We start from the raw sequence: 19,754 nt of genomic DNA, 5'->3' as shown, positions 1-19,754 counted from the left end.
GCCCACCCGTCCCGGGGGAGGGAACCGCACCGCATGAAGCGGACCACACGTACCACCGTGCTCACGGTGGTCTCACTGATCGCCGCCCTGGCACTGCCGACCACGGTCGCCCAGGCGGACGCCACCCAGCACCGCGTCGACCTGCGGGTCCTGGTGGTGAGCGACGGTGGCCCGGCCACCGACGCCGTCATGGCCGAGCTGGACACGGCGGGCACGCCGTACACCGAGGTCGACCTCGCCCGGTCCGACCGGCCGGTGATCGACCCCGCGTTCCTCGCGGACACCGTGGACGGCCTGCCGAGGGCCAAGTACCAGGCCGTCGTCCTGCCCAACGACAACCCGTTCCCGGCCGGTTCGGCCGAGATGACCGCGCTCGCCGACTACGAACGCGCCTACGACATCCCGCAGGTGGACGCCTACACCTACGCCCGTCCCGAGGCCGGCCTGCAGTACCCGGTGTACGGGGGGTACTCCGGCAGCCTCGACGGCGTCACCGCCTCGGTCACCGCCGCCGGGAAGGCCGGACCCTTCGGCTACCTGGAGGGGGCCGTCCCGTTCGAGGACAACTCCCCGACCATCGGCGAGAGTTACGGCTACCTGTCGACGCCCGCCGCCGGCGCCGACTTCACCACCTACGTCGACGCGCCGATCCCCGGCACCAGCCGACGCGGCGCCCTCGTGGGCGAGTACCGGCACGACGGGCGACGCGAACTGGTCGTGACCTTCGTCTACAACCAGCACCAGCAGCAGTACCGGCTGCTGGCCCGCGGCATCGTCGACTGGATGACCGGAGGGGTGCGCCTGGGCGCCTCCCGCAACTACTTCGCCGTCCACGTCGACGACGTGCTCGCGGTCGACGACCGCTGGGACTCGGACCTCAACTGCACGCCCGGCGACGTGGACTGCCCGCCCGGCCAGGGCACGCCCGACCCGATCCGCATGGTCGCGTCGGACGTCGACCACGCCGTCGCCTGGCAGCGCGAGCACGACTTCACCCTCGACCTCGCCTTCAACGCCGCGGGCAGCATCGACCACCGCCAGGACAACGGCGGCGCCGACCCGCTCACCGACCGTCTGGTCGCCGAGCGCGACGAGTTCCGGTGGATCAACCACACCTACTCGCACGCCTTCCTCGGATGCCGGCAGGACACCACCGTGGTGCCGTGGCGCTGCGCCACCAACCCGGACGGCTCCGTCAAGTGGGTCGGCAGGACGGAGATCTCCGACGAGATCTCCCTCAACCGCTACTTCGGCCAGGTCGCGGGCTTCCCCATGGACCACGGGGAGCTGGTGACCGGCGAGCACTCGGGCCTGAAGGTGCTGCCGCAGCAGCCCGCGGACAACCCCAACCTGGGGCCGGCGCTCACCGAGAACGGCGTGACCTGGCTCGCCTCGGACAACTCCCGCGACCCCGTGCAGCGGCGGGTCGGCCCGGCGACGACCGTCTCCCGCTACCCGATGAACATCTTCTTCAACGCCGGCCGGGCGGCCGAGCAGGTCGACGAGTACAACTGGATCTACACCAGCCGCGCGCAGGGCGGCAGCGGCATCTGCGAGGACAACCCGGCCACCACCACCTGCCTGCCGGCCCCGCTCGACCCGGCCACCGGCTTCACCGGCCACATCGTGCCGCTCGAGACGCGCATCGCGCTCGGCCACGTCCTCGCCAACGACCCCAAGCCGCACTTCATCCACCAGTCCAACCTGGCCGAGGACCGCATCGCCTACCCCGTCCTGACGGCCGTGCTCGAGGGCTACGACGCCCTGTTCACCGACAGCGCGCCCGTGGTGAACCTGCGCATGAAGGACATCGGCGTCGAGCTGCAGCGGCGCGGCGCCTGGCAGGACGCCGTCCGGGCCGGCCAGGTCACCGCCCACCGGATCGGCTCCGCGGTGACCGTGCGGGCCCCGGCCGGCGTGGCCGTCACCGCCACCATGCCGAGCGGCACCAAGCTCAACGGCGCCGGCTTCGGCGGTGCCTACGCGGGCACCGTCTCCGGCTGGACGCCGTCCGCGAACGGGGGGCTCACCCTCACCCTGCCGCCGTCCTCCCCCGCCCCGTCCGGCGGTTCCGACACGACCGCGGACGCCGGCCGGCGTACGTCCCGCCCCGCTCCCGACACCCACGTCCCCGAGGGTGTGACCGAACCGGTGCCGTTCAGCGGCCTGCGCTGACCGACGCCCGCGCCCGCGGTTCCCGGCCACGACTCCCGTGGCCGGGACCGTACGACCATCTCCCGACCCGGCCGGGGAGCACCCGCATGCAGCTCCATCCAGGGGCGCGCCGCCATGCCGCGACGCACGTCACCCTGCTCACCGAAGGCACCTACCCGCACAGCCACGGCGGTGTGAGCGTCTGGTGCGACCAACTCGTCCACGGCATGCCCGACCTGCGCTTCGACGTCCTCGCCGTCACGGGCACCGGCCGTGAGGCGGTCGTCTGGGACCTCCCGCCGCACGTCTCGCGGGTCCGCTCGGTCCCGATGTGGGGCCCCGCGCCCGAGGGGCGCCCGCCGCGCGGTCGGGCCCGCCGCCGACTGGCCCAGAGCTACGAGCGGTTCCTGAGCGCGCTGCTGGACCCGCGGGCCGAGGAGGGCTTCGCGCCCTCCCTGTACGCGCTGGCCGCCGCCGCGGCGGACGGCACGCTGAGCCCCTTCCTCCGCGACGACCAGGCCATCACCTCGCTCACCTCCGTCTGGAACCGGCCCGGCGTGCCCGCGCGGGAGGCCGGGCCCACCCTGCACGACGCGCTCACCGCCACCGGTCTCCTGGAGCACGCCCTGCGCCCGCTGGCCGCGCCGCTGCCGGAGCACGGCGTGGCGCACGCGGTCAGCGGAGGCGTGGCCGCCCTCCCGGGCCTCGCCGCCCTGGAACGCCACGGGGTCCCGCTGCTGCTCACCGAACACGGCGTCTACCTGCGGGAACGCTACCTGGGTTATCGCACGGCGCCGTACAGCTGGCCGGTGAAGGCGGTGGTCCTCGGCTTCTTCCGGCTGCTCGCCCAGGAGACCTACCGCCGGGCCGCCCTGATCACCCCCGGCAACCGCTACAACCGGCTGTGGGAGGAGGAGGGCGGCGCGGACCCCGGGTCCATCCGCACCGTGTACAACGGCGTCGACCCCGCCGCGTTCCCGCCCGCCGGGCCCGAGCCGGCCACCCCGACCCTGAGCTGGGCCGGACGCGTCGACCCGATCAAGGACCTGGAGACGCTGATCCGGGCCTTCGCGCGGGTCCGCGCCCGACGACCGGACGCCAGGCTCCGCCTGTTCGGGGGGACACCGCGCGGCGGGGAGGGCTACCGGGAGCGCTGCGAGGCCCTGGCCGCCGAACTCGGACACGCCGACGCCGTCACCTTCGAGGGCCGGGTCGACGACATCAAGGACGCCTACGCCGCCGGCAACGTGGTGATGCTCTCCAGCATCAGCGAAGGCTTCCCCTTCACCCTGATCGAGGCCATGTCCTGCGGGCGGGCCACCGTCTCCACCGACGTGGGCGGCGTGCGGGAGGCCGTCGGCGACACCGGACTCGTCGTGCCGCCCCGCGACCCGGAGGCGATGGCCGCGGCGGCGCTGGAGCTCCTCGACGACGCGGAGCGCCGCCGGGCCATGGGCGAGGCGGCCCGGCTGCGGGTGATCGAGCAGTTCACCCTGCGCCGCACCGTCGAGACGTTCCGTTCCATCTACCTGGAGCTGGCGGGGGACGGCGAACCGGCGAGAGACGACGGGGACCTCCGCGCCACCGAGCACGCCGGCCCGAGGAGCGTGGCCATATGAGCGGACCGATGCCCCTGGAACCGCACGGCACCGACCAGGAGACCCTGGCGATCCGCCTGGCCGGGACCCCGCGGAAGGCCCGCAGGGCGTACACGCGCCACGACCGGACCGTCGCCCTGCGGCGGCTCGACCTGCCCGACCCGGCCCACCGCGACGGCCCGCGCCCCGACGGCCCGCGCCACGGGGGCAGGGGCGACGACGGCACCGTCGCGCTGCGGCGGGCCGTCCCGGCCGAGAGGTCCTCCGCCACCACGCGCCACGACGGCACCATGGCCCTGCGGATCCCCCGGTACGAGCCGGACGAGGAGCAGATCGGCCTGCTCGCCGCCGAACTCGCCGACCAGATCGGCCCCGCCGTCCACCCCTACGAGGTCGCCGCGCTGCTGGAGGCCGAGGGGATGCCGGTCGAGGTGATCAGGGAGCGGTACGGGCACCCCAACCTCTTCTCCCTCGCCTCGGCGCTGTACGACCGGGTGCCGCGGGTGTTCCCCGGGCCCGGCCGGGCGGCCGACCCCTGGCGTCCGGACACCGTGCGATGCCTGCTGCGCGGCGTGCTGTTCGCGCTGCCGGGACTCGCCTACCTGCTCGCCGCCCCGCTGTGGCCGACCACCCGGCACGCTCCCGCGCTGATCCTCGCCGCGGTGGTCTCCTGGGCGTGGGGGCAGGCCCTGGGCCACCGCGCCCATCTGCGGATGACGGCCGGCCGGGCGGAGGCCGGGCGCACCCTGCTGGCCGGGGCGTCGCTCGGCGCCCTGGTCGCGACCGCCGCCGCGGTCCCCGTCGCGGGCCCGGACCCCGTGCTCCTCGTGGTCGCCGCGCAGTCGGCCTACCTGGCCGCGGCGGGCGTGCTGCTGGTGCTCGCCCGGGAACGCCTGCTGCTGGCCGCGCTCAGCCCGCTGGCGGCCGGGGCCGCCGCGCTGCCCTGGTGGGAGCCGGGCTCCGCGCTCCGCCTGGGGCTTCCGCTGCTCGCGCTGGCCGCCACCCTCGTCGCCGCCGCCGGGACGCTGCGGAAGGAACTGGCCGTCGCCCCGGCCGACGGTCCCCGGCCGCGGCTCGGCGTCTCCGTGCCCTACGGGGTGTTCGGGCTGTCCGCCGCGGTGCTGGTCCTGTTCGAGGGTCAGCGGGACCCGTACGCGGTGATCGCGCTGACCGTGAGCATGGGCCCGGCCGAGTGGCTCCTGTACCGCTACCGCGGCTGGTCGGTGGCCGCGCTGCGGGTGACCGCCACACCCGCGGCGTTCCTGCTCCGCTCGGCCGGGATCCTCACGCTGTGCCTGCTCGCCTACCTCGCCCCGCTGCTGGCCGCCGCCTGGCTCATGGAGGCCGAACCGGTGCCGCTGCTGCTCCTCGCGGCGACGCTGTGGACCGCCCTGCTGCTCCAGGCGTTCGGCGACGCCTGGCCGTCCGCGGCCGTCTGCCTGGCGGCGGCCGGTTCGACCGGCGCGGTCGCCCTGCTGAACCCGCCGGCGCATCCGGCGGTGTTCCCGGTGTGCTGCGGCGCCGCCGCCCTGCTCCTGACGGCGTGCGCGCTGCGGCTGCTCGGCCGCCCCGCGCCGCACGCCTGACGCCGTCCCCGCCCGTTGACCGACCGAAGTGCCGGAAGGACCACCTCAGTTGACCTCGTCGACCTCTTCCTCGTCCCCGCTCGCCGCCGTCACGGGAGCCGAGGGCTTCATCGGCTCCCACCTCACCGAACTCCTGGTCGCCTCCGGGTACCGGGTCAGGGCCATGGCCCAGTACAACTCCTTCTCGTCCTACGGCTGGCTGGAGACCCTCCCGCGGGACGTCCTCGACCAGGTCGAGATCGTCCTCGGCGACGTCCGCGACCCCGGCTCGGTACGCGGCCTCCTGGAAGGCGCCGACTGCGCCTACCACCTGGCGGCGTTGATCGCGATCCCGTACTCCTACCAGGCCCCGCACAGCTACGTCGACACGAACGTGACCGGCACCCTCAACGTGCTGGAGGCGGTGCGGGCCCTGGGCACGCCGCGTCTGGTGCACACCTCCACCAGCGAGACCTACGGCACCGCGCGGACCGTGCCGATCACCGAGGACCACCCCATCAACACCCAGTCCCCGTACGCCGCTTCGAAGGCGGGCGGGGACCGGCTGGCCGACAGCTACCACGCCAGCTTCGGCACCCCGGTGGTGACGCTGCGCCCGTTCAACACCTTCGGGCCCCGCCAGTCGATGCGGGCGGTGATCCCGACCGTCATCGGCCAGGTCGCCGCCGGGGAGCGCACCATCACCCTCGGGGACCTGCGCCCCACCCGCGACTTCACCTACGTCAAGGACACCGCCCGGGCGTTCCTCGCGGTGGGCACCGCCCCCGCCGAGCAGGTCGTCGGCCACACCCTCAACGCCGGCACCGGCGGCGAGATCTCGGTCGGCGACCTGGTCGCCCTGATCGGCAAGGTCATGGACGCCGACCTCGACGTCCGCGAGGACGCCGCACGCATCCGGCCCGCGAACTCCGAGGTGATGCGCCTGGTCGCCGACGCGTCCCGGCTCACCGCGGCGACCGGATGGCGGCCCGCGCACAGCCTGGAGGAAGGACTCGCCCACACCGTCGAGTTCTTCCGCGACCCGGCCAACCTGGCCCGTTACAAGACCGGCATCTACAACATCTGACGTCCCCGTCCGCCGTCCCACAGCCCGCCCAGCAGCAAGGAGACCCCCATGCACGCAGTGATTCTGGCCGGTGGCAAGGGCGTCCGGCTCCGGCCGTACACGACGTCGCTGCCCAAGCCCCTCGTCCCCATCGGCGGCGAACACGCCATCCTCGAGATCGTGCTGCGCCAGCTCGCCTCGGCCGGCTTCCGCAGCTGCACCATCGCCATCGGGCACCTGGGCGAGATCATCCGGGCGTTCGTCGGCGACGGCTCCCGGTGGGGCATCGAGGTCACCTACTCCACGGAGGACAACCCGCTGGGCACCATGGGCCCGCTGCTCACCATGCGGGACCGCCTGCCGGAGACGTTCCTGGTGATGAACGGCGACGTCCTCACCGACCTCGACTACGCCGACGTCCTGCGCGACCACGAGGCCTCCGGCGCCCCGCTCACCATCGCCACCTACGCCCGCAAGGTGAACATCGACTTCGGGGTGCTCACCACCGACGACGGCAGGGTCGTCGGCTTCTCCGAGAAGCCCAGCCTGGACTACCGCGTGTCCATGGGCGTCTACGGCCTCTCCCGCTCCGTCCTCGACTCCTACACCCCCGGTCTGCCGCTCGGCTTCGACGAACTGGTCCTGGACCTGCTCGCCGCGGACCGCCCGCCGCACGCCTACGAGTTCGACGGCTACTGGCTGGACATCGGCCGCCCCGACGACTACGACCGGGCCAACGCCGAGTTCACCAGCCGCAAGCAGATGCTCCTCAAGGGGGCATGACGTCTCCATGCGCGTTCTCGTCATCGGCTCCACCGGCTACCTCGGCCGGCATGTCGCCGGGCACCTGCGGGCGGCCCTGCCCGCCGCGCGGGTGCTCGACGCCGGCCGCTCACCCGGTGCGGCCGTCCGGATCGACCTGGCGCACGACCGTCCTGACCAGGTCGCGGACACCCTCGCCGGGGTGGTGCCGGACGCGGTGGTCAACTGCGCCGGCGCCACCGGCGGTGACGCGGTCACCCTCGCCGAGACCAACGCCCGTGGCCCGGCCGTGCTCTGCGCGGCTCTGCGCCGGGCCGCGCCGGGGGCCCGGCTCGTGCATCTCGGGTCGGCCGCGGAGTACGGACCGGGCGACCCGGGCAGCCGGGTCACCGAGTCCGCGGCGACCCGGCCGGTGAGCCCCTACGGCGCGACCAAGCTGGCCGGGACGGTCGCGGTCACCGCCTCCGGCCTGGACGCGGTGGTCCTGCGGATCGGCAACCCGGTGGGTGCCGGGGCGCCGCCCGGCGGGCTGCCCGGCCGGGTCGCCACCCTGCTCCGGGAGGCGGGGCGGGCGCCGGGGGCGGTGCTGCGGCTCGGCGACCTCTCGGCCCACCGCGACTTCGTCGACGCCCGGGACGTCGCCCGCGCCGTCGTGCTCGCCACCACGGCCGACGGGCCGCTGCCCCCGGTCCTCAACATCGGCGGGGGCGACGCGGCGCCCGTGCGCGCGATGGTGCGCGGGCTGGCCCGCGCGGCCGGGTTCGCGGGACGGATCGAGGAGGACGCGGGGGAAGCCGCGCACTCGGCCCGCTCCCGGGAGGTGTCCTGGCAGTGCTCGTCCATCGACGAGGCCGCCCGGGCCCTCGGCTGGCGTCCGCGGTACTCCCTCGACGACGCGGTGGCCGCGCTCTGGGCCGCCACGGCGCAGCGGGACGCGGCGGACACGGCAGGCGCGGCGGGTCGCGCCGCGGACACGGCGGGTGGCGCGGACACGGCGGGTGGCGTGGCGGACACGGCGGGTGGCGTGGCGGACACGGCGGGCGCGGCCCCCGCGCGGCCGGTCGAGGCGGGCGGCGTCGTCGCGGGAGGGCCGCTGCCGTGACTCTGCTGATCCCGCTCTACGTGCACCCGGCGGAGGACCCGGGCGCCTGGAACCGTCTGATCGCCTCCGCCGACCGCGCCTACGGCGTCGTGCTCAACCCGGCGAGCGGCCCGGGCCCCGCCCCCGACCCGGCGTTCACCACCGCCGCCGAGGCGCTGCGCGCGGCCGGCGTCCGGCTGCTCGGCTACGTGGACACCGACTACGGCACCCGCGACCGGGCCGACGCCGTCGACGACATGAGCCGGTACCGCGAGTGGTACGGCGCCGACGGCTGCTTCCTCGACCAGGTGACCACGGCCCCGGAGGGCCTCGCCGACTGCCGGAGGCTGGTCAGGGCCGTCCGCCGCTGCGGCGCCCGCACGGTCGTCCTCAACCCCGGCGCCCACCCGGCACCCGGTTACGTCCGGCTCGCCGACCTCACGGTCACCTTCGAGGGGCCCTGGTCGAGCTACGTGTCCGCGTTCAGCCGCCCCTCCTGGGCGGCCCGGCGGTCACCCGGACCCCTCTGCCACCTGGTCTACGGGGTGCCGGAGGCGCTGGTCCCGCTCGCGGTGCGCACCGCCCACCGGCGCGGGGCCGCCGTCTGCGGCCCCGTGACGGGTGAACCTCCCAACCCCTGGGCCGCGTTGACCCCCGCGTTGACCGGGGCGCAGCGATGACCCGCGACCGGGCGGCCCGGCGCCCAGCGCCCGGACGCGCCGCCCGTCGGCTCCGCCCCCGCCGCCCCCGCCCGTCAGGCGCGGCCGCGCTGCTCCCGGCGACCGCCGCCCTCGTCCTCGCAGCCCTTCTCGCCGTCACCTCCTGCTCCGCCCCCGGCGACGACGCCGCCCGTGACCCGCGGCCCTCCACCCCGGCCGGCGCCGCACCCGACTCCACGGTGGGCGGCCCCACCTCCCGCGCCCCCGGCGCCACCGCCTCCGGCACGCCCTCCCCCGCACCCCCGTCCCGTCGTCCGGACGGCGTCCCGCCGGGCCCGCGCTGGACACCCCGCCCCGGCACCCCGTGGCAGTGGCAGCTGGACGGGCCCGTCGACCCCACCGCCGCCGACGTGCCCGTCTACGACATCGACGGCTTCGAGAACACCGCCGCGGACGTCGCCCGCCTGCACCGCGACGGCCGGAAGGTGATCTGCTACATCAACGTCGGCGCCTGGGAGGAGTACCGCCCCGACCAGGCGGACTTCCCCCGCTCGGTGCTCGGGCGGCCCAACGGCTGGCACGGCGAACGCTGGCTGGACATCCGGCGGCTCTCCGTCCTCCGGCCGATCATGGAGCGCCGCTTCGAGATGTGCCGCGCCAAGGGCTTCGACGCCGTGGAACCCGACCTCGTCGAGGGCTACGCCCACCGGACCGGCTTCCCGCTGACCGCCGAGGACCAGCTCCGCTACAACCGCATGATCGCCGAGATCGCCCACGCCCGCGGCCTCTCCGTCGGCCTGAAGAACGACCTCGACCAGATCCCGCAGCTCCTCCCCCACTTCGACTTCGCCGTCAACGAGGAGTGCGCCCAGTACGACGAGTGCGACCGGCTGTCGGCCTTCGTCGAGGCCGGGAAGGCGGTCTTCCACGTGGAGTACCAGGGACCGGCCGGCGACTTCTGCGCCGAGTCCCGCCGTCTGCGCCTGTCCTCGATGCTGAAGGAGCCGGAACTCGGGACGTGGCGCAGGGCCTGCTGAGCCACGCCCGCGGACCCCCTCCGGCCTTTCGGGCGCCGGGTCAGGCCTGGGCCTGTCGGTGAGCGCGGATGATGTCCGCGTACCGGCGGCCGCTCGTCTTGACGGTCCGCGCCTGTGTCGCGTAGTCGACGTGGACGAGGCCGAAGCGCTTGTCGTAGCCGTAGGCCCACTCGAAGTTGTCGAGCAGCGACCAGGCGTAGTAGCCGGCGAGGGGGGCGCCCTTGCGTACGGCGCGGGCGCAGGCGGCGATGTGCTGTTCCAGGTAGCGGGCACGCTCCGGGTCGTCGACGGCGCCGTCGGGGCCGACGGTGTCGGGGAAGGCGGAGCCGTTCTCGGTGACGTACAGCCGGCGGACACCGTAGTCGTCGGTGAGCCGCAGCAGGAACGCCTCCAGGCCGCCGGCGTCGATCTGCCAGTCCATTCCGGTACGGGGCACGTCGGGCAGGCGGACCTCGCGGGCGTAGGGGACGGGACCGTCAGGGTCGTCGGCGACCGTGACCGGGAAGTAGTAGTTGAGACCGTGCCAGTCGAGCGGGGCGGCCATCGTCTCCAGGTCGCCTGCGCGTTCCGGCAGTTCGACGCCGTACAGCTCGCACATGTCGGCGGGGAAACCCCGGCCGTGGACGGGGTCGAGCCACCAGCGGTTGGTGTGGCCGTCCATCCGGGTGGCGGCCGCGACGTCCTCGGGGCGGGTCGAGGCGGCCTCCACGGTGGAGTGGTTGGTCACGAGTCCGATCCGCGCGTCCGGCACGGCCGCGCGGAGCGCCTGCGTGGCCAGTCCGTGGCCGAGGAGCAGGTGGTACGAGGCGTGCACGGCGGCGGTGAGGTCGGTGAGTCCGGGAGCCATCCGGCCTTCGAGGTGACCGATCCACCCGGAGCACAGCGGTTCGTTCAGGGTGGCCCAGCGGGTGACCCGGTCACCCAGCCGCTCGGCGACCACGGAGGTGTAGGCGGCGAGGTGCTCGGCGGTCTCGCGGACGGTCCACCCGCCCCGGTCCTGGAGGCTCTGCGGGAGATCCCAGTGGTAGAGAGTGATGTTGGGCGTGATGCCGGCGTCGAGGAGGCCGTCGACGAGACGGTCGTAGAAGTCGAGACCGGCCGCGTTGACGGGGCCGTCGCCGCCGGGGACGACGCGGGGCCAGGCGATGGAAAGGCGGTAGGCGCCGGCGCCCAGCTCCTTCATGAGGGCGATGTCCTCGGGCCACCGGTGGTAGTGGTCGCAGGCCACGTCTGCGTGGTCGTCGTTGTCGATCTTCCCCGGGGTGTGGGAGAAGGTGTCCCAGATCGACGGGGCCCGGCCGTCCTCGGCGACGGCGCCCTCGATCTGGTAGGCGGAGGTTGCCGTGCCCCACACGAAGTCAGGGGGAAGGGCGGCGAGGTCTATCGCTTCGGACACAGGGGGCCTTTCTGGGGTGGGCGCGGTGGTGCGGTGACGGAAGGGCGCGTGCGGCCGCTACTTGACGGCGCCGGCGGTGAGGCCGGCGACGAGGTAGCGCTGGAGGAGCAGGAAGCCGGCGACGACGGGCACGCTCACGACCAGGGAGGCCGCCATGATCTGGTTCCAGTACACGTCGTTCTGGGTCGAGTAGCCCTGGAGGCCGACGGCGAGGGTGCGGGTGGTGTCGTTGGTCATGACGGAGGCGAAGAGGACCTCGCCCCAGGCGGTCATGAAGGCGTAGACGGCGACGGCGACGATTCCCGGGATCGCGGCGGGCACGATGACTCGGAACAGGGCGCCGAGCGGTCCGCAGCCGTCCACCTTGGCCGCCTCGTCGAGGTCCTTGGGCACCGAGTCGAAGTAGCCGATCAGCATCCAGATGGAGAACGGCAGCGAGAAGGTGAGGTAGGTGAGGACCAGGCCGCCGCGCGAGCCGAAGAGCGCGATGCCGGTGGCGTTGCCGATGTTGACGTAGATGAGGAACAGCGGCAGCAGGAACAGGATGCCGGGGAACATCTGGGTGGACAGCACGGTGACCGTGAAGACGCGCTTGCCGCGGAAGGAGTAACGGCTCACCGCGTAGGCCGCGAACACCGCGATGGTGACGGAGCAGACGGTCGCCGCGCCCGCCACGATCAGCGAGTTCACGAAGTAGTCGGCGAGCGGGACCGTCTCCCAGATGTCGAAGTACGGGCGGACGGTGAGGCCCGAGGGGATCCAGGAGAACTTCCCCGAGACGTCCTCCAGCGGCTTCAGCGAACTGGAGATCATCACGTACACCGGCAGCAGCACGAAGCCGGAGAGGAGGGTCAGGAAGATCCGCCGGCTCCACAGGAAGGACTGCGGGGCGGCCATCGGGGAGCGGACCTGACTCCGGAACTGGTCAGACATCGCCGGCCTTCCTTCCCCGGGACGTGAACATGAGGTAGGCGCCGGTCACCACGAGCAGGAACAGCAGCAGCAGGACCGACATCGCGGAGCCCGTGCCGAAGTCCCAGGTCCGGAACGACGACTGGTAGATGTGCAGGGAGATCAGGTCCGCGGACTCCGGCGCCGCCTCTCCGAAGAGGACGAAGGGGGTGTTGAAGTCGTTGAACGTCCACAGGAACAGCACCAGGACGAGGACCTGGTTGACCGGGCGCAGCGCCGGCAGCGTGATGCGGCGGATCTGCTGCAACACGCCCGCGCCGTCGAGGGCGGCCGCCTCGTAGATCTCCCGGGGGATGTTCTGCAGGCCGGCCATGACGATCAGGAAGGCGAAGGGCCAGCCCTTCCACACCGAGACCACGAGCAGCGCGACGAAGCTGTTCTCGCCGATCAGCCAGAACGGCGGGGTGTCGGTGAGCCCCAGCTGGTCGTGCAGGACGTGGTTGATCAGGCCGTTGTCGCGCTGGAACATGAACGACCAGGTGATGACGGCGGCGTAGACGGGCAGCGCGTACGGGACGAGGAAGAGCGTGCGCAGGAAGCCGCGGCCGCGGAATCCCTCCTGCAGGAAGATGGCGGCGGCCACCCCGAGCAGCCAGCACAGCCCGACCGACAGCACGGTGAACAGGCAGGTGACGAGGAAGGAGTTGAGCAGTGCCTCGCCCACGGGGGCGTCGAAGTCGACCGCGAGGGAGAAGTTGTCGAAGCCGGCCCAGGGAGCGGTGGTCCAGTCCCGGATGTAGAACTGGGTGAGCTCCTTGAAGCTGACGGCGATGCCGATCACCATCGGCACCAGGTGGACCAGGAGTTCGAGCACGAGGGCGGGGAGCAGCAGGAGGTACGGCAGGCCGATGCGGCGCAGCCGCCCGGAGCGGCGCTTGCGCGGCGCTCCGGGGGCTTCCTCGCGTGCCTTCCGCTCGCCTGTGCCAGGGGCAGCGGTGAGAGTCATGGAGGAGTCCGTACTCACTTGGTGGGCATCTGCTGCTGGGCCTTCTCGAGCTTGGCCCTCACCGACTCGGTGGTCACCGGCCGTCCCGCGGCGGCGTCCGCGAAGAGCTCCTTCACCGCGGTGCCGACGACGGTCTCGAACTGGGACTCCTCGGGCACCTGCGGGAGGGCGGCGGCGCTGGTCGCCAGGGTCTCGCGCAGGACCGTGAGCGAGGGTGTGTCGAAGGCGGGGTCCTGCTGGGCGGCCTTGACCGGCGGGATGGAGCCGTAGGCCTTGTTGAGGACGACCTGCTCCTCGTCGCTGGTCATGAAGCCGACGAACTTCTTGGCGCCGTCGATGTTCTTGGTGTTCTTGAAGACGGCCAGGTTGATGCCGGCGACCATGGAGTTGGTGGCGGTGCCCTGGCCGGGCTCGCCGGACTGCACGGGAGCGGGGGCCACGCCCCAGTCGTCCTCGTTCATGCCGTGGGACGTGAAGGTGGCCGAGGCGGTCTGCCACAGCACCATCCCCGTCTTGTCCTTGGCGAAGTCGCTCAGGGACTGGTTCTGGGCGTACTCGGCGTTGCCCGGGGCGATGATCTTGTGCTCGGCCATCAGGTCGACGTACTGCTTGACCGCGGCCACCGCGCCGTCGGAGGTGAAGTCGGGCTTGCCGTCGGGGGTGAAGAAGTCGGCGCCGTGCTGCTTACCGAGGACGAACACCTGGTGGATGTTGTTGGAGAGGTTGGAGCCCTCGGCGCCGAGGCCGTTCCTGCCCTGGGCGGTGAGCTTCTCGCCGGCGTCGACCACTTCGTCCCAGGTGGCCGGCGGCTTCTCTATCCCGGCCTCGGCGAACAGCTTCTTGTTGTAGTACAGCGCGTAGGCCATGGAGTACAGCGGCACGGCGGCGGGGTCCTGGTTCTGGGCGCCGGTGGAGCCGAGGGCCGATTCCACGAAGCGGTCCTTGCCGCCGATCGCCTCCATGTTCCCGGCGTCCCAGGGCAGCAGGGCGCCGGTGGCCTGGAGGGAGGTGGACCAGGTGTTGCCGATGTTGAGGACGTCGGGGCCCTGGCCGGAGGTGGTGGCGGTGAGGATCCGGTTGAGCAGGTCGGACCAGGGCACGACTTCCAGCTTCACCTTGATGCCGGTCTGCTTCTCGAACTTGTCGAGTTCGGGCTGGAGGACCTTCTTGTCGACCTCGAGGTTGGCGCCCTGGTTCGAAGCCCAGTACGTGAGCGTCTTCGGCTGTGCGTTGGTGCCTTCCGAGCTGGTGGAGCCCCCGCCGCAGGCGGCCGCGGTGAGAACGAGGGAGAGTGTGACGGCGCCGACGGCCGCGGCTCTGATTCTGCGCATGACTTCGGAGGCCCTTCCGGAAGGTTGACGGACTTCGTCTGTGGGGAGGGTGCGACACACATGGCGTCCCGCGTTCGAGCCCTGAAGCGCCCCCCGCTTAATTCACGGTGTGAGTTAAACCTCAAGCGAAGGTCGCGTCAAGGCCTCGGCCCGAGGTAAGTTGCGTGCAGGACATCGAAGACGAGGGGGCACGGTGAAGATGCGCAGCGGCCGTACGGTGCGTGACCTGCGGCGGGAAAATCGCACAGCGGTGCTCGAACGGCTGTACTTCGACGGGCCCCTCAGCCGTTTCTCGCTGGGTCCGGTGACCGGGCTCAGTTCGGGCTCGGTGAGCAATGTGGTGTCCGAGTTGGTCGCCGAGGGACTGGTGGAGGAGGCCGGCAGCGTGGACTCGGCCGGCGGCCGCCCCCGTACGCTGCTGCGCATCAGCGCGGACAGCGGCTACATGATCGGCGTGGACATCGGCGAGACTCGGGTGCGGATCGAGCTGTTCGACCTGGCCCTCACCGAACTCGCGCGCGTGGAACGTCCGTTGGAGACCGACGCGCTGCGGCGCGTGGACCGCTACGACGTCGGGGTCGTGGTCGGTCACCTCCGCGAAGGCATCCCCGAGGTCCTGGAGCAGGCGGGCATCCCGGCGGAGCGGCTGATGGGCGTCGGTATCGGCGTGCCGGGCATCGTCGCCAGGAGCGCGCAGGACGGAGCCGTGGTGCACGGCCAGACCATCGGCTGGGACGCCGTTCCCCTGGAGCGGTTGCTGCGGGAGTCCCGGCTGCTGCCCGAGACCGTGCCGTACTACATCGACAACGGCGCCAAGACGCTCGGTCAGGCGGAGATGTGGTTCGGGGCCGGCCGGGGCGCGCAGAACGCGGTGGTGGTCCTCTTCGGCTCCGGTGTCGGCGCCTGCGTCGTCACCGACGACATGCGGTCCGGCGTGGCCCTGGAGTGGGGGCATCTGACCGTACGGGTGAGGGGCCGCAACTGCCGCTGCGGCGCGACCGGTTGCCTGGAGGCGTACGCCGGCGCCGAAGCGCTTCTGCAGCGTTGGGCGGAGGCCGGCGGGCGGCCGCCGGCCGGCGTGGACGAGGAGACCGCGCTGACCGCGATGCTCGCCGCCGCCTACCCCGTCCCCGGTGCGGAGGGAACCACCGCGCCGGCCGACACGACCGCTCTGGCCGTCCTGGAGGAGACCGCCGAGTACCTCGGCGCGGGCTTCTCCGACCTGATCAATCTGTTCCAGCCCGAACGCATCCTGGTCGGCGGCTGGGCCGGTCTCCAACTCGGCCGGCGTTTCCTCGACACGGTGCGGACGTACGCCGCCGCGTACTCGCTCAAGTACCCGGGCGGGCGCGTCGAGATCGACCTGGGCACCCTCGGACCGGACGCCGTCACCGTCGGGGCGGCGATACTGCCGCTCGCCGACTTCTTCGCCCGCGGCGGCCGCAGGGCCGAGGAGGACCCGGAGCGGCAGAGCCCTGTGTGGCAGACCAGCCTGCGCGAACGGGCGGCGCAGTGAGGAACCCGGCCCTCAGCCGGTGACCTCCCGCCGCTCGACCGTCACCTCGCCCTCCCACCGCGGGTCCCCCGCCGACCTGCCCACCATCAGTCGGTAAGGCCCGGGCTCCGTGACCCAGGCGCGCTCCTCCTGCGACCAGTGGCGCAGGGCACGGGGCACCACCTCGACCTCGGCGGTCACCGTCCGGCCGGCCTCCGCGCGGACCGCGGCGTACCCGACGAACCAGCGTACGGGCCGTTCCACGGCCGACTCCGGCCGTGCCGCGTAGACCTGGACGACCTCCCGCCCGGCGCGGGCTCCCGTGTTGCGCAGGCGCACCCGCAGGGTGAACGCCTCACCCGCCGTGGCCTTCGCCGGCGCCTCGACCTCCTCGTACTCCCAGGTGGTGTAGCCGAGTCCGTGGCCGAACCAGTAGGCCGGCGCGCGGCCGGCCCGCAGCCAGGCCCGGTGGCCGATGTGGAGACCTTCGGCGTAGTCGAGGCCGCCCTCCACGGGCCGCGTGCGCGTCACGGGCGCGTCCGCGAGGCGGGCGCCCCAGGTCGTCGGAAGCCGGCCGCCGGGTTCCCGCAGTCCGAACAGCACGTCGGCGAGCCCGGCGCCCGCCTCCTGCCCCGGGAACCAGGCGAGCAGCAGGGCGCCGGCCTCCTCCCGCCACGGCATCTCGACCGGGCCGCCGCTGTTGACGACCACCACCGTGCGCGGATTGACCGCCGCCACCGCCCGCACCAGGTCGTCCTGGCACCCGGCGAGGGACAGTTCCCTCCGGTCGTGGCCTTCGGTCTCGTCGTGCTCCGTGGTGCCGACGAACACGATCGCGGCGTCCGCCTCCCGGGCCGCCCGCACCGCGGCGGCCACCGCGTCCCGCGCGCCGGGCTGCGGGGGCGCCGCGGTGACCACGGTGGCGCGACCGCTGTCCTCGACCAGTTCCCGTCGTGCCACCACGTGCACGGGCCGCTTCGAGGACAGTTCCGTGGAGGCCTCGCGCACGGGCGGGTTGACGTGCACCACCGCCGGGTCGTCGGTCTCGCGGGGGAACACACCGTCCAGGAGCGTGCGTCCGTCGACGGTGAGGGACATCCGGCCGAAACCCCCGACGCCGAAGGTCCAGGTGCCCCGCTGCCGTGGCCGCAGCAGCGCGCTGATCTCCACCGTGTGGGCGCCCGGCGGGAGTTCCGGCTCCAGCTGACGGGCCGAGAGGCGGTGCTCGGCGTGCAGTTCCCGCCCCTGGGCGTCCAGGACGCGCAGCAGCACCCCGGGAGCGCCCGACCTCGGGTCGTCGCACCGGTCGGTGTCGAGCGGGGCCGCGGCGTCCGGGAGGGGCACGGGGACGTGCACCACCCGGACGCGGCCGCGCAGCCGGGCCCGGACGGCGGCCAGGGGGGTCACCACGCCGGAGGGAAAGACACCGGCGCTGCCGCCGCCCTGTGCGCGGGGTGACGTGGCGTGCGCTCCGATGACGGCGACGGTGGAGAGTTCCGCCGGGTCGAGCGGCAGTACTCCCCGGTTGCCGAGCAGGACGCAGCCGGCCGCGGCCGCCCGGCGCAGCAGCGTCCTGGTCCCCTGCGAGCGGCCCACCGGTACGAGGCGCCGGCGGTACGGGGTGAGGGCGCCCACCCGGCCGGCGAGCCGGAGCAGCCGCCTGGCCTTGTCGTCGACGGCTGCCTCCGGGACCCGTCCGTCCCGCACCGCCTGGACCAGGAGGGCGCCCCAGGGGCTCTGCGGGCCGGGCATCGCCAGGTCGAGGGCGGCGCGGGCCGGCTCCTCGGTCGACCGCAGGGCGCCCCAGTCGGACACGACGACTCCGTCGAAGCCCCACTCGCCCGCGAGGGGTTCCGCGAGAAGGGGGTGGGCGGTCATGGTCGTGCCGTTGACGGAGTTGTAGCCCGCCATGACGAGCCACACGCCCGCTTCGACGGCCTGTTCGAAAGGCGCGAGGTAGACCTCGCGCAGCACCCGCTCGGACACGCGGACGTCCACGGTCAGCCGGTCGGTCTCGGAGTCGTTGGCGACGTAGTGCTTGGCCGTGGCCGCCACCCCGCGGGCCTGGATGCCGCGGATCAGTGCGGCGCCCGTACGGCCGGTCAGCTCCGGGTCCTCGGAGAAGCACTCGAAGTGCCGGCCGCCGAGCGGGGACCGGTGGAGGTTGAGCGTCGGGGCCAGCACCACGTCGACGCCCTTGCGCACGGCCTCCGCGGCCAGCAGTCCGCCGAGTTCCTCCACCAGCGCCTCGTCCCACAGGGCTCCCAGGGCGGAGGCGGAGGGCAGCAGCACGGAGGTACGGCGCTCGTCCCACGCCTCGCCCCGGACGCCGGCCGGGCCGTCCGACAGGACGATCTCCCGCAGTCCGATGCCTGCCTCGCCCGCGGTGCGCCACGTCGTCGCGCCGGTGAGAAGGCGTACCTTCTGCTCCAGGGTCAGCTTGCCGAGGTACCCGTCCGGCGTCCTGTCGTCCATGTCCCGCCCTCTCTGACAGCTGAATCGGTCAAGGCCCTGCCGATGCCCGCCGGGCAGGGCGGAGGGCCCGGCCGGTCTCGCGTGCGCGGGAGCGGCCGGGCCCCGGTGCACCGGCCGGTCAGGTCAGTCGGTAGTCCGCGTTCAGGACCGCGGCGCGCTCCGGGTGGTACAGGTCGTAGCCGCGCGCGTCGCACTGGAAGCCGCCGACGATGCACTGGTCGACCAGCGCCTTGAGGGTCCGCTCCTCCCACGCGTTGAAGAAGTCGTAGTGGAAGGAGTAGCCGCGTCCGCCGGCCAGCCGGACGTCGCTCATGTCGCCGTTGACCGGCCAGGCCATCTTGAACTCGATCATCGGCAGGGCGACCGGGTGGGAGGCGGGGCACATGTTGTCGTTTGTGCCGGGCTTGACCACCGGGTAGGCCATGTGGCTCTTGTGGTCCGGGGTGTCGAGGTACCTTCCGTCCCAGCAGCTGGGGGCCTGCATACGGAGGTTGAGCTGGACGTCGGGCCGGCTCGGGCAGGTCGCCGGGATGTCCGTGTTGAAGAAGCTGTCACCGCACTCCCAGCCCTCGACGAAGCCCTTGTGGCCGCGGAACTGCTGGGCGCTCTGCATCGGATCGCCCACCACGAACCGCAGGCCCTTGGGGAAGGGGCGCACGCTCGTGTAGTCGGTGACGCCGGCCTTGTAGTAGATGACCTGCGGGCCGACGGGGGAGATCTTCCGGTCCCCCTTGTACAGGGAGGGCATCCAGTATGCGGAGGCGTCGGCCGGCGCGAGACAGGTGGTGTCACGCCCGTAGAGGCTCGCCGTCGTACTGCCGGCGTGCGTGGTCCTGTTGCCCATGAAGGTGTGGTCGTGGGACTTGCCCGGCTGGCCCGGGTACACGATCGGGTCGTCCGGCGCGGTGTGCGTGACGGCGCAGTTGGCCTGGAACTCCTTGTGGTAGCGCGGCGGCGGGGTGGCCTGGGACGGGGTCACGTCGGTGACCGGGGGGACGGCCGGTATGTATCCGTCGCCGTCGGGGTCGTCGCCGGAAGCCCGGGTGGACACCGCCGCAGTGTGCCCGGTGTGCCCGGTGTGCCCGACGGCCGACGCGGCCGGGGTGTCACCGGAGCCTGCCGCGGTGGCGACCGTGCCGAGGCCGAGCACCGATGCGACGAGGGCGGTGCCGAGAAGGAGCGCGGGGAGTTGCTTCGAACGGCATGTCATGAAGGGC

The 19,754-nt window shown here is 73.1% G+C and carries 15 protein-coding genes; 9 read left to right on the top strand and 6 right to left on the bottom strand.

The window, feature by feature from the left end; genetic code table 11:
- Positions 1 to 33 precede the first annotated feature (33 nt).
- The 8 genes from ABZ836_RS12830 to ABZ836_RS12795 all read left to right on the top strand — a co-directional run bounded on the left by ABZ836_RS12830 (position 34) and on the right by ABZ836_RS12795 (position 9,922).
- On the top strand, positions 34 to 2,175 hold the full coding sequence (locus ABZ836_RS12830; RefSeq protein ID WP_361141719.1) for a hypothetical protein: 2,142 nt from the start codon (positions 34 to 36) through the stop codon (positions 2,173 to 2,175).
- Between the two features lie 86 nt (positions 2,176 to 2,261).
- Entirely contained in the window at positions 2,262 to 3,773 is a 1,512-nt protein-coding gene (gene pelF, locus ABZ836_RS12825) for a GT4 family glycosyltransferase PelF (protein ID WP_361141717.1), read from the top strand.
- Entirely contained in the window at positions 3,770 to 5,338 is a 1,569-nt protein-coding gene (locus ABZ836_RS12820; protein WP_361141715.1) for a hypothetical protein, read from the top strand. The genes pelF and ABZ836_RS12820 overlap by 4 nt, the downstream gene beginning before the upstream one ends.
- A 49-nt stretch (positions 5,339 to 5,387) precedes the next feature.
- Positions 5,388 to 6,404, top strand: coding sequence for a GDP-mannose 4,6-dehydratase (locus ABZ836_RS12815; RefSeq protein ID WP_361141713.1), 1,017 nt, complete (start codon positions 5,388 to 5,390; stop codon positions 6,402 to 6,404).
- Positions 6,405 to 6,452: 48 nt separating this feature from the next.
- Positions 6,453 to 7,166 (top strand): sugar phosphate nucleotidyltransferase, encoded by a 714-nt coding sequence (locus ABZ836_RS12810; RefSeq protein ID WP_356129312.1) that lies wholly within the window; start codon positions 6,453 to 6,455, stop codon positions 7,164 to 7,166.
- Between the two features lie 7 nt (positions 7,167 to 7,173).
- Positions 7,174 to 8,247, top strand: a complete 1,074-nt coding sequence (locus ABZ836_RS12805; protein WP_361141711.1) for an NAD(P)-dependent oxidoreductase — start codon at positions 7,174 to 7,176, stop codon at positions 8,245 to 8,247.
- The gene (locus ABZ836_RS12800; RefSeq protein WP_361141709.1) at positions 8,244 to 8,906 is read left to right on the top strand and encodes a spherulation-specific family 4 protein; all 663 of its coding nucleotides are present in this window, start codon (positions 8,244 to 8,246) and stop codon (positions 8,904 to 8,906) included. Before ABZ836_RS12805 ends, ABZ836_RS12800 begins: the two co-directional genes overlap by 4 nt.
- Before the next feature lie 218 nt (positions 8,907 to 9,124).
- On the top strand, positions 9,125 to 9,922 hold the full coding sequence (locus tag ABZ836_RS12795) for an endo alpha-1,4 polygalactosaminidase (protein ID WP_361141756.1): 798 nt from the start codon (positions 9,125 to 9,127) through the stop codon (positions 9,920 to 9,922).
- A 40-nt stretch (positions 9,923 to 9,962) separates the two neighbouring features.
- Here the strand turns inward: ABZ836_RS12795 and ABZ836_RS12790 are convergent, their stop codons facing one another.
- From ABZ836_RS12790 to ABZ836_RS12775, 4 genes are read right to left on the bottom strand one after another with little or no spacing between them, the layout of a single operon-like run.
- Complete coding sequence (locus tag ABZ836_RS12790; RefSeq protein WP_361141707.1) at positions 9,963 to 11,318, bottom strand: GH1 family beta-glucosidase; 1,356 nt, start codon at positions 11,316 to 11,318, stop codon at positions 9,963 to 9,965.
- 57 nt (positions 11,319 to 11,375) lie between these two features.
- Entirely contained in the window at positions 11,376 to 12,215 is an 840-nt protein-coding gene (locus ABZ836_RS12785) for a carbohydrate ABC transporter permease (protein WP_361141754.1), read from the bottom strand.
- A 28-nt stretch (positions 12,216 to 12,243) separates the two neighbouring features.
- Positions 12,244 to 13,236: a sugar ABC transporter permease gene (locus tag ABZ836_RS12780; RefSeq protein WP_361141705.1), complete on the bottom strand. Its 993-nt coding sequence runs from the start codon at positions 13,234 to 13,236 to the stop codon at positions 12,244 to 12,246.
- 14 nt (positions 13,237 to 13,250) lie between these two features.
- Positions 13,251 to 14,567 (bottom strand): extracellular solute-binding protein, encoded by a 1,317-nt coding sequence (locus tag ABZ836_RS12775; protein WP_356129321.1) that lies wholly within the window; start codon positions 14,565 to 14,567, stop codon positions 13,251 to 13,253.
- A gap of 193 nt (positions 14,568 to 14,760) precedes the next feature.
- Between ABZ836_RS12775 and ABZ836_RS12770 the strand changes: the two genes are divergently transcribed.
- Entirely contained in the window at positions 14,761 to 16,083 is a 1,323-nt protein-coding gene (locus tag ABZ836_RS12770; RefSeq protein ID WP_356129323.1) for an ROK family protein, read from the top strand.
- A gap of 12 nt (positions 16,084 to 16,095) precedes the next feature.
- Here ABZ836_RS12770 and ABZ836_RS12765 read toward each other — a convergent pair whose 3' ends face one another.
- Positions 16,096 to 18,537: a glycoside hydrolase family 3 C-terminal domain-containing protein gene (locus ABZ836_RS12765; RefSeq protein ID WP_361141702.1), complete on the bottom strand. Its 2,442-nt coding sequence runs from the start codon at positions 18,535 to 18,537 to the stop codon at positions 16,096 to 16,098.
- Positions 18,538 to 18,655: 118 nt separating this feature from the next.
- The gene (locus ABZ836_RS12760; protein ID WP_361141700.1) at positions 18,656 to 19,747 is read right to left on the bottom strand and encodes a DUF1996 domain-containing protein; all 1,092 of its coding nucleotides are present in this window, start codon (positions 19,745 to 19,747) and stop codon (positions 18,656 to 18,658) included.
- Positions 19,748 to 19,754 lie beyond the last annotated feature (7 nt).

Origin of the sequence: Streptomyces sp. NPDC047130 (genome assembly GCF_040643475.1) — a bacterium.
In the GTDB taxonomy this organism is placed as follows: Bacteria; Actinomycetota; Actinomycetes; order Streptomycetales; family Streptomycetaceae; genus Streptomyces.
This window is presented reverse-complemented; position numbering and strand designations above follow the sequence as displayed.

Excerpts from the sequence above, each read along its gene's own strand:
- ABZ836_RS12830 (WP_361141719.1), top strand. The coding sequence starts at position 34 with ATGAAGCGGACCACACGTACCACCGTGCTCACGGTGGTCTCACTGATC.
- pelF (WP_361141717.1), top strand. The coding sequence starts at position 2,262 with ATGCAGCTCCATCCAGGGGCGCGCCGCCATGCCGCGACGCACGTCACC.
- ABZ836_RS12820 (WP_361141715.1), top strand. The coding sequence starts at position 3,770 with ATGAGCGGACCGATGCCCCTGGAACCGCACGGCACCGACCAGGAGACC.
- ABZ836_RS12810 (WP_356129312.1), top strand. The coding sequence starts at position 6,453 with ATGCACGCAGTGATTCTGGCCGGTGGCAAGGGCGTCCGGCTCCGGCCG.
- ABZ836_RS12805 (WP_361141711.1), top strand. The coding sequence starts at position 7,174 with ATGCGCGTTCTCGTCATCGGCTCCACCGGCTACCTCGGCCGGCATGTC.
- ABZ836_RS12785 (WP_361141754.1), bottom strand. The coding sequence starts at position 12,215 with ATGGCCGCCCCGCAGTCCTTCCTGTGGAGCCGGCGGATCTTCCTGACC.
- ABZ836_RS12780 (WP_361141705.1), bottom strand. The coding sequence starts at position 13,236 with ATGACTCTCACCGCTGCCCCTGGCACAGGCGAGCGGAAGGCACGCGAG.
- ABZ836_RS12775 (WP_356129321.1), bottom strand. The coding sequence starts at position 14,567 with ATGCGCAGAATCAGAGCCGCGGCCGTCGGCGCCGTCACACTCTCCCTC.
- ABZ836_RS12765 (WP_361141702.1), bottom strand. The coding sequence starts at position 18,537 with ATGGACGACAGGACGCCGGACGGGTACCTCGGCAAGCTGACCCTGGAG.
- ABZ836_RS12760 (WP_361141700.1), bottom strand. The coding sequence starts at position 19,747 with ATGACATGCCGTTCGAAGCAACTCCCCGCGCTCCTTCTCGGCACCGCC.